8 protein-coding genes and 1 tRNA gene are annotated in these 13,419 nt (G+C 64.1%); 4 read left to right on the top strand and 5 right to left on the bottom strand.

Annotated features, from left to right (window positions below; all coding sequences use genetic code 11):
- Positions 1 to 55: 55 nt before the first annotated feature.
- Entirely contained in the window at positions 56 to 2,899 is a 2,844-nt protein-coding gene (locus tag AB656_RS06170) for a cation-translocating P-type ATPase (protein ID WP_236681863.1), read from the bottom strand.
- Between the two features lie 364 nt (positions 2,900 to 3,263).
- Between AB656_RS06170 and AB656_RS06165 the strand changes: the two genes are divergently transcribed.
- Entirely contained in the window at positions 3,264 to 5,453 is a 2,190-nt protein-coding gene (locus AB656_RS06165; protein WP_414630305.1) for a cation:proton antiporter, read from the top strand.
- 39 nt (positions 5,454 to 5,492) lie between these two features.
- Here AB656_RS06165 and AB656_RS06160 read toward each other — a convergent pair whose 3' ends face one another.
- From AB656_RS06160 to AB656_RS06150, 3 genes are all read right to left on the bottom strand, one after another.
- A complete protein-coding gene (locus AB656_RS06160; RefSeq protein WP_033504503.1) occupies positions 5,493 to 6,224 on the bottom strand; it encodes an alpha/beta hydrolase in 732 nt (243 codons plus the stop codon).
- Positions 6,221 to 7,852 (bottom strand): hypothetical protein, encoded by a 1,632-nt coding sequence (locus tag AB656_RS06155; RefSeq protein ID WP_152593113.1) that lies wholly within the window; start codon positions 7,850 to 7,852, stop codon positions 6,221 to 6,223. The genes AB656_RS06160 and AB656_RS06155 overlap by 4 nt, the downstream gene beginning before the upstream one ends.
- Before the next feature lie 499 nt (positions 7,853 to 8,351).
- Positions 8,352 to 8,422, bottom strand: a tRNA-Gly gene (locus AB656_RS06150).
- A 247-nt stretch (positions 8,423 to 8,669) separates the two neighbouring features.
- Here AB656_RS06150 and AB656_RS06145 point away from each other — a divergent pair.
- From AB656_RS06145 to nagA, 3 genes are all read left to right on the top strand, one after another.
- Positions 8,670 to 9,713, top strand: a complete 1,044-nt coding sequence (locus AB656_RS06145; RefSeq protein WP_051905515.1) for an ROK family protein — start codon at positions 8,670 to 8,672, stop codon at positions 9,711 to 9,713.
- Between the two features lie 91 nt (positions 9,714 to 9,804).
- A complete protein-coding gene (gene nagB / locus AB656_RS06140; RefSeq protein WP_033504506.1) occupies positions 9,805 to 10,593 on the top strand; it encodes a glucosamine-6-phosphate deaminase in 789 nt (262 codons plus the stop codon).
- Positions 10,594 to 10,784: 191 nt separating this feature from the next.
- Positions 10,785 to 12,164: an N-acetylglucosamine-6-phosphate deacetylase gene (nagA, locus tag AB656_RS06135; protein ID WP_033504508.1), complete on the top strand. Its 1,380-nt coding sequence runs from the start codon at positions 10,785 to 10,787 to the stop codon at positions 12,162 to 12,164.
- Positions 12,165 to 12,205: 41 nt separating this feature from the next.
- Here nagA and htpX read toward each other — a convergent pair whose 3' ends face one another.
- Positions 12,206 to 13,144, bottom strand: coding sequence for a zinc metalloprotease HtpX (htpX, locus tag AB656_RS06130; RefSeq protein ID WP_051905514.1), 939 nt, complete (start codon positions 13,142 to 13,144; stop codon positions 12,206 to 12,208).
- Between the last annotated feature and the right edge of the window lie 275 nt (positions 13,145 to 13,419).

Raw genomic sequence — 13,419 nt, 5'->3', positions numbered from 1 at the left:
CGTATCGCTCGCCGCAATACTGGCTGTTGACTATGCGCGGCGGGGTTCCTCGGACTCAGCGGCTGGAACGCAACATGGCGGCGATGGAACGGCGGGTGTGGCGCAGGGCCGAACGCGGGCTGTGACCGTGCCGGGCCAGGAGCTGGCGAATCAGCTTGTCGCCTTCCGAGAAGATCAGGACGGTCAGCCCGACCACCAGGCACAGGCCCCACTGGGACAAGGTCAGCGGCGCGAAGCCCAGGACCCCCGCCAAAGCCGGCCAGTACATGGCGCCGGCGTGGATGCCCAGGGCCAGCAGGGAAGCCAGCAGGAGGAACTTGTTGTCCAACGGGTTGAGCTGGACGATCAGCTTGGTCTCCGAGCGGGCGGACATGGCCACAAAGAAGTTGAATAGCACCAGCAAGGTCAGGGCCAGGGTACGGGCCTGGAGCAGGTCCATGCCGGACGAGACGATGACATGGAAGAGAATCAGCACGCAGGTGGCCATCCACAGGCCGCAGACCGCCACGCGCGACCACAGGACCCGGGAGAGCAGGCCCTCATCGCTGGAGCGGGGCGGGACCGTCAGCTCGTCGCCATCGCCGGGTTCGAAGCCCAGGGCGATGTCCTGGACACCGTTGGTGACGAAGTTGATCCAGAGCATCTGCAAAGGCAGGAAGAGCAGGGGCATGTCGGCGATCACATTGACGCCCACCGCGATCATGGCGGCGGCCGTGGACAGCAGGAAGTAGGCGGAACCACGGATGGCCTTGAAGGTGACGCGGCCCTGGCGCACGGCTTGGGTTATTGTGACAAAGTTGTCGTCGGTCAGCACCACGTCGGCGGCCTCGCGTGCCACGTCGGTGCCGGACTCGCCCATGGCGATGCCCACCGAGGCGGCTTTGAGGGCCGGTGCGTCGTTGACCCCATCGCCGGTGACAGCCACCACCTCCCCCTGGTCTTGCAGGGTCTCGACGATGCGCAGCTTATCTTGGGGCGAGACCCGGGCGGCGATTGAGGTCTCGCGCAGACGGGCGGCCAGCACCTCATCGCTCATGCCGAGCATCTCGGAGCCAGTCAAGGCGCTGCCGGTGGACTCCAAGCCCAAGCGACGGCCGATGGCGGCGGCGGTGACCGGGTGGTCGCCGGTGATCATGATGACGCGGATGCCGGCGCGGGCGCAGTCGGCGATGGCCTCGCGCACGCCCTCGCGCGGCGGGTCCAGCATGCCTTCAAGACCCAGGAAGGTCATATCATGAGCCTTCTTATGGGCGCTCAAATCGTCGGAAGCCGGGATGGTGCGGCTGGCCACGCCAATCACCCGCAAACCTTGGCCGCCCATCTCATCATAGGCCTCGTGCAAAGCGGCGGCATCCAGCGGGACGGACTGGCCGGAGGCGTTCTGCATGCCCACGCACATGGCCATGACCGCATCAGGCGCGCCTTTGACGTACTGGGTCAGGCTGCCGTCGGGATTGCGGCGGATGGTCATCGAGTGCAGGAGCTCAGGCTCATACGGGGTTTGCGACTCGATGGCGGAGTCCAACTCGGCCTCGCTCACCGCGCCGGCCTCGTCGGCCGCCCGAGCCATAGCCATATCGACCGCATCACCTGAGTAGGTGATCTGCCCCTGGCCGTTACGCGAGCGTTGGGCCTCGTTGGTCAGGGCGCCGGCCTTGAGCAAGGCTTGTGCCGCGGGGTTCCGCTTGGAACCGGGCTCCAGCTCGTCCAGATGCATGACGGACCCGCCGATGGCCAGCTGCTCCACGCTCATACGGTTCTGGGTGAGCGTGCCGGTCTTATCCGAGCCGATGACGGTGATCGAGCCCAGGGTCTCCACTGCCGGCAGCGAGCGCACGATGGCGTTGTATTGGGCCATCCTGGACACGCCCAAAGCCATAGCGACCGTAAGCACGATGGGCAGAGCCTCGGGCATGGACACCACGACCAGTGAGACCGCGGACAGGAAAGCCTGGGCGGGGTCGCCGTCGATGATGGCGCCACCGATGAAGACGAAGACCGCGACCAGGATGACCGCGATGGCGATGCCGGTCTCAGTACGCTTAAGGATGCGCTGCAGAGGGGTCAAACCTTTGGAGGCATGGACCAAGTCATTGATTTCGCCCAACTCGGTGTCGGAACCGGTCGCCACTACCACACCCTGACCGCGCCCGGACGTGACCATAGTGCCGGAGAAGGCGATGTTACGCCTGTCACCCAGGGCAGCGGACGCTTCCACGGCATCGGTGCCTTTGCGGGCGTCCTCGCTCTCACCAGTGAGCATGGACTCATTGATTTTGAGGTGGATGGCGTCAATCAGCCGCAAATCGGCGGGGACACGGTCGCCTGATTCAAGCAACACGATGTCTCCGGGCACCAGGTCGGCGGCGTCGATCGTGGCCGCAGAGCCTTCGCGCAACACCCTTGTGGTGGGCGAGGCCAGGGAGGTCAGCGCTTCCACCGCCTTGTCCGCCTTGGACTCCTGGACGTAGCCGATGATGGCGTTGAGGACGAGCACGAGGAAAATGGCGCCCGCGTCCACATAATGCCCCAAAAAGATGGTGATTACGCCGCACACGATGAGCACGGCGATCAGCGGGCTGGTGAACTGCTTCAGGAGGAGCTTCCACTTGGGTTTGGCCTCGCCCTGGGCCAGGGCGTTGGGACCGAACAATTCCAACCGCCGCCCGGCCTCGGCGGTTGACAGCCCCTCAGGCGAGGCGCTGAGGGTATCGAGAGATTCGCTGACGCTCAGGGCGTGCCAGGCGGCGTCCTGGCTTGCTTGCGCCTGGTCCGGGCCGAGTTGCCCGGCGGGCTGGGAAGCGCGGTCGGGGACACTGGGGGCGCTCCCTGCGGAGGCCAGTGAAGGGGCATTCGAGCGGGTATCTGTCTGGCGAGTTTTATTGATTGACTCAGTCACGTTATTCGGCATGGTTTTTCGCCGGCCTTTCTGCATGGTCGGTTTCGCTGATTTAGCCTTATATGAGGCACCAGAAGGAACAACGGAATTCGCTGAATGCTTATTCCCACCTTCATATAATGGTTACAAGAGCATTCTGCAAGCTTATAAGGGCGGGTGCGGGGACCTTGCGCGCATTGACCAGCCGTCCCCTCATCGGGTGAGCCGGATGCGCTCCCGGTCCGCGGATGGCGCGCGCGCCCGGGGCGGACGCTCGCCAGCCGGCGGACCGAGGGGATACAACAAGACAACACGGCGCGGTCAGGCTCCGAGGCCAGCGACGGAAAGGCGGCACGTGGAACTTTTCACGCTCATCCTCACCATCATGGCGGCGGTCGTCGTCTCATCCTTCCTGAGCCGGTTCGTGCCGCGCATATCCACGCCCCTGGTGCAGATAGCGCTGGGGGCGGCGCTAGCCCTCCTTCCTGAGTTTTCGCACATGCAGCTCGACCCGGAGCTGTTCATGGTCCTCTTCATTGCGCCCCTGCTCTACCACGAGGCGCACACGATCGACAAGCCCGAACTGCTCAAAAGCCTCAACCTCTCACTGTCGCTGGCGATTGGCCTGGCCGCCTTCACCATGCTGATGGTCGGGGTGCTGCTTCACGCCGTCTGGCCTATGTACCCGCTGGCAGCAGCGCTCGCTTTGGGCGCGGCGCTGGGACCCACGGACGCGGTCGCCGTCTCCTCGATCGGCGAAGACGCCGACTTGAGCAAACGGCAGCGCTCCATCTTGGCCGGCGAGTCGCTGTTCAACGACGCCACCGGCGTCATCGGCTTCCAATTCGCCATCCTGACCGCCGTGACCGGCGCCTTCTCGCCCGTACACGCCCTGGGCAGCTTCCTGGCCTCCTTCATCGGTGGCATCGCCTTCGGCGCGATCATGGGGCCGGTGACTAACTGGGTCTTCGAAACCGCACGCCGCTTGGGCTGGGAGTCGATGACCACGCGCATCTTGATGGAGCTGTTCCTGCCCTTCCTGATTTATCTGGCCGCCCAGAACTGGCTGCACGTGTCAGGCGTGCTGGCCGTCGTGGCCACTGGGCTGCTCATCCGCTTCGACCATACGGGAGTAGGTCCCAACACCTCCAAAACCAACATCGTGTCCACATCGGTATGGAAGGTGCTCTCCTTCGGTCTCAATGGCGCGGTGTTCATCATCCTTGGAATACTGCTGCCCTCGGCGATCATGACTTCCTGGGGGGATCGAAAGGTGGGCAACCCCACCCTGCTGGCCGCCATCGCGCTGGTGTCTTGCACCGTAATCGCAGTGAGGTTCGTCTGGGTGGCCGGGGTGCTCTACTTCGCCACCGACCCTGGCACTGGCAAGCGGATACCGATGAACAAGCGCCGCCTGCGCTCGGCCGCGGTGATGACCCTGGGCGGGCCCAAAGGCACCATCACGCTCTCCCTGGTGCTCACCATCCCCTACACGCTCGCCTCGGGCGCGGACTTCCCCATGCGCAACGAGCTGATATTCGTGGCGGCAGGAGTGATCATCGTGACCCTCCTGCTGGCCAACTTCGGGCTGCCCCTGCTGGCGCCCGCCAAGGAGAACGGACCTGAGGCGCCCAAAGTCGAGAAGTCGATCGAGGTGCTGCGACGGACGGTGGAGGAGCTGTCCAGCCGGGCGGACGACTCCAACCGGCTGGCAGTGCAGCATGTCATCACGCTGTACAACCAGCGGATAGCGCGGATGAAATCGCAGATCGGCGCTTACAACCCGCAAGAGCCGCAGGCCCTGCAATTGCAGACGCTGCAATGGGAACGCGACTACATGGAGGCCGAGCTCGACAGCATCCAGCGGGAAGAGGACAGGGCCAGCCAAAACGCTGCGTCACAAGGGCCCGCGGGGATGACGGCAAAGGGGGCGCGGACCAGGAACAGCGCGGCATCAGACGAATCCGGCGGCCGAAATGGCCACGAGGGCGCAGACGGCGAGGCTCACGGCAACGCCGAACCCGGCGGGGACAGGCAGCAGGAGCCCACTTACTCCCAGGAATCGCGCGAACAGGCCGCTTCCACGATTCTGGACCACATCACCAACTCGCTGGCCCACCTGGACCAGGGCAGCGAGTTCAAGTGGCACCTGCACATAGCCGTGCGCCGGGCGCAAGGGCTGGCTCGGCACCTGATTCACCGACTGCGGCATGTGACACCCAAGATCTCCGATAACGAGGTGTTCCTGGCGGGGCGGCAGATCCAGGCCGACCTGAACCACCACGTGGTCGAGCAGTTGTACGCGGAGCTGGGTAAGGGTCGGTACAAGACCGAGGACCTGCTCGCCACGATCATCAACCACCAGCTGATCGAATCCTCCGCCGAAGGCAGGACCGAGTTCGGTGAGACGCCAAAAATCCGCGAATCGGTGGAGGAAGTCAAGAGCGAGGGCTACACGGTGGAGCTCTCAGTCATCCAAGACATGGTGGAAGCGGGCGAAATCTCGCGCGGGCAGGCGCGCGACCTGCGCCGCAACGTGTACGTGATGCAGGTGGATACCGACTCGATGGTGTAAGCGTGAAGGCCTGGCGGAGACGGGGTCTGGCACGAACTCCTACATGAGGCCGGACGTCACGTCGATGTCGGAGAGCCACTGGCGGATGTCGCTCAGCTCGGCCTGGCTGACCGCGTGGTCCAGCCCGTCGTAGGAGCGCGAGCGCAGCCAGGTGTGCTCGTCCAGCCAAGCGTCAAAAGCACGCGCCTCGTAGGGCGCCACCACCTGGTCGGCGGTACCGTAACCGTGGAACACCGGTTTTTCCATGTCCGCTAGCCTATTGTCCGCAGGCGCGCTGTCGGGGACCAAGCCGGGCGCCAGGAAACCTGACAGGCTGATCGCCGCCCGGTAACGCTCCGGATTAATGCGCAGGAGATGGGCGGCCAGCATACCTCCCTGGGAGAATCCCATCGTCACCACTTCGCGCTCGTCGGACAGGTTGGCCCGCACCCACTCGTCGACGGCCGTAGCCGCCGCGAGGCCGTCCCGGTCCAGGTCCTCGCCCTGGGGCAAGGAGCGGTGGAACCAGGTGTAACCAGGGCCGAACATGCCGCGCTCGGAGCCGGGCACGGTCATTGACGCGCGCAGGGAGGCGTAGTCGTTGTACGGCGCCACGTAGCGCATCAGGTCGGCTATGTCCTCCTCGTTGGAGCCCCAGCCGTGGAGCAGCAGAAAGAGCGGACGGCGCGGGTTGGAACGGCCATCTTTGCGCGAATACTTGACTATATCCACATGTTGAGGCTCGCCCACACTGCCGGGAGCCACAGGCTCGTCATCATTGTCCATGCTCATACCAACCCACGATACCGCAATAAAGCCATCGAGCTATAGACCGAACGCTGCAGGTCGCTGCTGGCAGCGTTGGAATCGTCCTGGCCTGGATCGTCCCCGTCCGAGCCCGAATCCGAGTCGGAGCCGAACCCGGAATCAGAATCCGACTCACCGCCCCACCGGCCCCGCCAACCATCGTTCGAGCCCAAACTGCGCAGCAGCTTCCCCAATCCCTTGAGCGACTGCCCCTCACGTGCCTTGCGCGCGAACGCTTCCAAATCGCCGTCATCCGTCTTGACCCGGTTCACGTCGGATACGTCAAGCTCAAAGCCCATCCCGCCCTTGGCGTCACACCGAATCGATTTAATCGTCCTGTCCCTGTTGAGGCGCAGGATTATCGGCAGCCGCTTCTCGTCGGCTTCGCCGCCATCCCGGTAACGGCTGCCCGCAGAGAACAGCTTGTCATAAGAGCCCCCCGCTGAGCCTAGCTGGTCGTCGATATAAGCGCGCAACTCAGGGTAGTCCCCCTTGGAATCAAGCATGTACCGGCTGAACACGCGCACCAGCTGCTCGGTGTCTAGCGTGTATTCCAACCTGCTGCCGCTGTCCTCACGGTGGCTGCTCTGCTCGGGGAACACCTTGCCCTGCGTGTCCTTGTCTTCCAGCGTTTTTGCCACAAACCTGGTCAGCACTTCCTGCCCTTGCCGCTGTATCGTGTCCATTTGGGGCTGCGTGTCGGTGGTCTTGTCCTTCCCTCGCTTGAGTTCGCCCCTATGGGCGGCGTGCAGCCGCTCGGAGGAGCGCATAAACTCGCTTTGCGCGGCGCTTGTGTTCCAATGTCCGTCACGAATCAGGTTCTGCTCCAATTCGAGCAGGGAGTCTCCATCAAAGCAGGTGGAGGCATCGGTTTTGTCCGGCAGACAGGTAAAGTCCACATCCTGCAGCTCGGAGCGCACATCCAAGCCGTCCATGTAGACGTACTGTCCATCCCCGCCGGCGTACAGGCCGTTATCCAACAGCAGCAGCCGCCCCCGGTAATCGTCCGCCTTCACGGTGAAGTCCGCCACCGACTTATCGGTGGAGCTCCCCAGCTGGTAGTAGCCCTCCAGGGAGAAGTCATCGCCCGACCCTACGCTCAGTTTGATTCGCGCCGAGGAGGCGTCCGGCAGTTTGCGGAAGGATTCCAGGGTCACCGCGATTGGATTCTTGGGACCTAGCCCCAGTACTATACCAATGGTCTCCAGGTTGGGCAGAATGAGCCCTAACGCCAGTACCACCACGACCGCCACCCCGCCGATAATCCAGGGCACCGGACTGCGCCTGGGCTTAGCCGCCGGCGCTGGCGGCTCCACCGGCTCCTGGGCGAATTGCTGGGTCGGCTGACCGGCGAATTGCGCAGTTGGCTGCTGGGCGAATTGCGCCCCTTGCTGAGTCGGCTGACCAAACTGCTGTGCAGACTGCGTCGGCTGCCGCATAGGCTGCGGCTCAGCTTGAGCCCCGCACTGCGGTCGCGTTTGCTCGATAGGCTGCGGCCGCGCTTGCTCACGGCCAACCATCTCCGGCGCCTGCCGCGCTTCCTGCTCGGCCGGCTGCTGCTGCCCCGCCAGCCGCTCGTCGCCGGATTCCCCTGCTTCTCCCTGCGTTCCCAATGCCCTCACCCCCCATATTCGCTCGCCCCTATACCCCTCCTTACTTTTTACCGGCCGCAACCGACACCAACCCATGCAAGGCGGCGAACCCCTTCATCACGACGACAATAGTCATGCCGGACGGAGTGAGCATCACAAACCACCTCGCGAAAGGAGTTCACGTCATTGCCTTACCCACTGACGGCACACTTCACCCCGGGGACTTGGCTTCGCGGGAGCCAAAGGGAATGGCGACGCGCCCACCACGGCCCCAAGCCGCTGCGCGACCCCCACCGACGCCAGCGAGGAAAGGTTTAACTTTTTAGCACGGGCGGATCGGGCGACTTATGGTATGCTCTACACAGCCGCGAGCAGCTGCTCCATCCGCGCTTCGTGCCACGACGCTCCCCTTTGGCGGCGAATGCCTCAACCGTAAGGTCCCATACACCTCAGAAGGGATAAGCACACCATTAGCTGTTCTTACGGATTGTCTTCCTTGAGATTCCAACGATTCCCCGAGAGCGGGCGACGGGAGTCGAACCCGCCTCTGAAGCTTGGGAAGCTGCCATTCTACCGATGAACTACGCCCGCGTGCTGTCTTGGCCAGCCGGATTGACACCGACGGAGCCGGACGCACGTTACGTAGTGTAGCAGCTAGCGGGGATTTCGCCCAACACCGCCAGCACCAACGAAACGGCAGTAAGCCTGCCCCACGAGGCCCGGAAGTAGCGGGCTGCAAAATAGTATAGATAGTTTACTAATTGGTGCTAGTCTGAGAAAAGTAGCGGTTTCGGCAGTCCGAGGCGCTCTAGACGGGCCAACCGAGGGAGGGACGGCGATGACGGAGGCGCTCCAATCAAGCAAAGCGACGGCAACCATTAAACCAGGCCTTCGCCTGGGCATCGACGTGGGCGGCACCAAAATCGAAGGCGTAGCCCTGGACGAATCAGATCGCGTCGTCGCCTTTTGCCGGCAGGACAGCCACCAAGGCAATCAATCCGTGCTCGAAGACGTGGTCAACGTAACCCATTCGCTCCTGACCCAAATCAGGCAGGCCAGGGGAACCGACCAGGCCTCGCCCTCCACGGCCAGCCTGGGAATCGGGATTCCCGGCCTGGTGGACAGTGCCCGAGGTTTGGTGAGCGAAGCCGTGAACCTGTCCATACGGCGGATGGACCTAGGAGCGCAGGCCCAAGCGGCCCTGAACATGCCAGTCCTGGTCGAAAACGACGTGAACGCAGCAGCCCTGGGCGCCAGTCAGGGGCTCGACCTGCCCTGCGTGGTCTTCATCAACTTGGGCACCGGCTTAGGTTCCAGCATCATCCAAGACGGGAGAATCATGCACGGCGCCACCGGTTACGCTGGTGAAATCGGGCATATCCCAGTGGATTCTCACTCCCTGCCTTGCAAGTGCGGCCAGCACGGCTGCCTGGAAACCGTGGCTTCCGGAGCCGCCATCCAAGCCCATTGGCCTCAGGCCGACCCTCCCCTGCCCGATATTATCGAGAAAGCCAAAGCAGGCCAGGCTGACGCCCGGGAGGCTTTGAACACGGTCATCTCCGGCATAGCGACAGCCGTGCAGATTGCGGGGGCGACCCTGGACCCGGATGCCATCATCCTGGGCGGTGGCGTGACCAAGACCGGCCCCGCCCTCCTGGACCTGGTCAAAGCTGAGCTGACCGCACGGGGGAAAACCAGCCGTTTCGTCTCATTCCTGAACCTGCCGGCCCGCCTGCGGATGGTGGGGTCCAATCAACGCATCGGCGCGGTTGGAGCAGCGCTAGCCGGGGCCGCGCAGAGCCGCCAGCGACCCGGCGCAAGCCCCAAGGCCAGCCACGGCCCAGAGCCTGAGCCGCAAATCCGCCCAGAGCAAGAGCCATAACCCAATCAAAGGCTGGGCCCGACCAGCCTTGCCCATTAACGTAAACACAGCGAGCGCAGGGGATGCGCAAACCCCAAGTAAGGAGCACATCATGACCGAAGTGATCATCGCCAAAACCGAGGACGAAGCTGGCCGTATCTACGCCGACTGCGCCGCCCGGCTCATTCAAACCAAGCCTGACTGCGTGCTGGGCCTGGCCACCGGTTCAAGCCCCCTGGCCGCCTACCGGGCCCTGGCCGCCAAAGTGCAGGACGAGGGCATAGACGTTTTACAGGTGCGTGGGTTCGCTCTGGATGAATACGCAGGACTGGACCCAGCCCACCCCCAGTCCTACCGATCGACGATTGAACGGACCGTCGTGGAGCCGCTAGGACTGGACCCAGCCAAGGTACATGTGCCCAACGGCGACTTGAAGACCATCGCGGAGGCCGGACGCCAGTACGATGAGGCCATCAAGGCCGCGGGCGGCGTGGACCTGCAGATCCTGGGCATCGGGACCGACGGGCATATCGGCTTCAACGAACCTGGCTCCTCACTGGCTTCGGGCACCCGCATCAAAACGCTGACCGAACAGACCCGCATCGACAACGCCCGCTTCTTCGACGGCGACATCAATCAGGTGCCCACCCATTGCATCACCCAGGGCATCGGCACCATCTTGAAGGCCCGGCAGCTAATCCTCCTGGCTTTCGGCGCCGGCAAGGCGGAAGCGGTCGCAGAGACGGTGGAGGGTGGCATCTCCTCCTTCTGCCCAGCCTCAGCCCTCCAGCTTCATCCTCACGCCACGGTCATCATCGACGAGGCGGCCGCCTCCCGGCTACGTAACCGCGACTACTACAAGTGGGCCTACGCCAACAAGCCTGCCTGGCAGGGCATCTGAGGTTCCCTGGCTGCGAGGCGGGCGCTTGAACCTGAGAGCATCTGCCGCACAATATCCGAGGACAATAGGAATGTCGGCGTAGCCGTGGAGTAAACAGAGCCTCGGCGCGGTAGGCCCGCATGAGGGCTGTCGCGCCGAGGCAGTGGGCGGCGCAAGCCGCAATCGGCGGGACGCGCAGGAGGGCGGACATCATGACAAGCACATCGTTCAGGAGCGAAGGCGAGCGAATCGAGCAGGTCCTCCGATCGCCCGCCCAACCGACCGTCATCTATGACGCGGAGCAGGTTGACGCGCGAGGACGACGCGGGCAAGCCTGGGTCATCGCCACAGGCGGAGTGATTCACAGCGTAGGTCAGGGACGCTCCAGGCTGGACTCAGCCCTACGGGGGCTCGGGCTGCCACCTGTTCCCGTCGCAGCGGCATCGGCTGGCGCAGAATCCGGCGAAAGCGCAGGAGCGAATGCAGACGCAAGCGCCTGCGCCTGCGGCGGAAACCCCACCCCCGGCGCTCCAGTGACCCAGCAAAGGGACGGCTGCGCTTTCATTAATGCCAGCGGTCGGCTCCTGACGCCCGGGTTCATCGACATTCACTCCCACGGGGCCTGGCAGTCCTCCTTTGACGACGGCGCCGAGGCCATCCGCACCGCCCGCGCCGGGCATATGGTCCACGGCACCACCCGGCAGGTACTCAGCCTGATTACGAACCCGCTAGACGTGATGTGCGCCAACCTGGCTGAAGTGCGCCAGGCCATGAGTGTCCGTTCAGACATTCTGGGCGCCCACCTGGAGGGTCCGTTCATCGCCCTGGCCCGCAAGGGCGCACATGACCCAGCCTGCCTGCGCGACCCAGAGCCAGCGGCGGTAGACCAGCTCTTGCAGGCGGCGGACGGTTGCATTCGCCAGGTGACGATAGCCCCGGAGCGCGCGCACGGCATGGAGGCCATCGGGCGACTGGCGGGCGCCAGGGTGGTCCCTGCCGTGGGCCACTGCGATGCCGACTACGCGCGAACCCAGCAAGCTTTCGACGCTGGAGCCCGCGTCTTGACTCACATCTTCAACGCCATGAATGGCATCCACCACCGCGAACCAGGACCGATTCCGGCAGCCTTGGAGGATTCGCGCGTGACCGCCGAGCTCATCAACGACGGCTTCCACGTGCAAGACCCGGTTGTACGGCTCGCCTTCCATCTCTTCCCCCACAGAATCGCGCTCATCACCGACGCGATGGAGGCCACAGGCTGCCCCGACGGCGCCTATAAGCTGGGATCGCTTGATGTGGAGGTACGGGATGGCCACGCCCGTCTCGTCTCAAACGGTGCCATCGCCGGCTCCACGCTCACCCTGGACGTGGCCGTCCGCCGGGCGGTGCAAGCCATCGGCCTGAGCGCCCCAGAAGCTGTCGAAGCGGCCACCCTGACCCCCGCACGCGCCCTGGGCCTGGACCGCCCCAACACCATCACCGGCGCGCCCCTGGGCCTGCTCGCCCCCGCTTACGCCGCCGATCTCCTTCTCTTGGACCCGCTCACCTACACCCCTCAAACCATCATCGCCGCCGGCCACCGCGTGCTCTGAGCGCCCCGGCCGCGAACCGCCGAGGGCCTACCAGACGGTGGTTAGCTAGGCTGGGAGAGGGTGGGTTGTTGGCCCGCGGCCTGGGACAGTTGCATTTCCCGGGACATTTGCATGAGGCGGGCTATGCGGTCGGCTGTCGGGGGATGGGTGGAGAAAAGCTGGCTGAATCCCTTGGAGGAGAAAGGATTAGCAATCATCATCGCGGCGGCGGACTGGGTGCCAGCGGTCTTGGGCATAGGATCATACTCCACGCCCACAGTGATTTTCTGCAAGGCGATAGCCAGTGCCTCCGGGTCCCCGGTCAGCCGGGAGCCGTCCTCGTCGGCGTCGTACTCGCGGGTGCGGGAGATCGCCATCTGAATCAGGGAGGCGCCCAACGGCGCCAGAATCGAGGAGGCGACCACGCCGAGCAGCCCCAGGATGCCGGAGGGGTTGCGGTCGCGGTCATTGCCCCCGCCGAAGTACATGAGCGAATACCCCAGGTAGGTGATCACCGTGGCCATAGCCGAAGCGACGGCCGAAGTCAGGATGTCGTGATTGTAGACATGCATGAGCTCGTGGCCCAGTACGCCGCGAATCTCCCGCTCGTTCAGCATGTTGAGAATGCCCTGGGTGCAGCACACAGCCGCGTGGCGCTCGTTGCGCCCAGTGGCGAAAGCGTTGGGGGAATCGGTCGGCGCTATGTAAATGCGCGGCATGGGTTTGCCGGCGCGCTGCGAAAGCTCTCGGACAATCCGGTAGAGCCCGGGCGCCTCTTGCTCGGAGACCGGTTGCGCGCGCATGGAGGCGATTGCGATGCGGTCGGAGAACCAGTAGGAGACGAACGTGGTGCCCAGGCCAATCAGGATATAGAAGCCGAGCGTGCCCGAGCGCGCGCCGGTCAGCCACCAGATGAGCATGATGATGGCCCACATAACTGCAAAGAGCAAGGTCGTCTTCAGCCCGTTATAGTGCCCATGCACTTTCAGCTTGCCGTTCATACACAGCACTCTAGCCGACCTCCACGCATTCAGCCACGCGCAATCCCCACCTCCGCCCAAGCTCCCCAAACCCGCCATCGGGTCATGGTCTAGCGCTCAAACACCGGCGGTACAAACGCACGCTCACAAGCGGAGAGCGTGACGGAACGAGAGTCCTGATGCTCTTCGCATGCCCGAATTAAGTATGGCCTATACGAGGCACTCGGCATTGGGGGGCGTTTTGCAGGCCCACCACCAGCATTTCAGCGAACAGCTTCGCACCCTTTGAAATTCTG

The organism is Bifidobacterium actinocoloniiforme DSM 22766 (assembly GCF_001263395.1).
Classification (GTDB): Bacteria; Actinomycetota; Actinomycetes; order Actinomycetales; family Bifidobacteriaceae; genus Bombiscardovia; species Bombiscardovia actinocoloniiformis.
The sequence above is the reverse complement of the archived record's forward strand: the minus strand, read 5'-3'. Positions and strand labels throughout refer to the sequence as shown.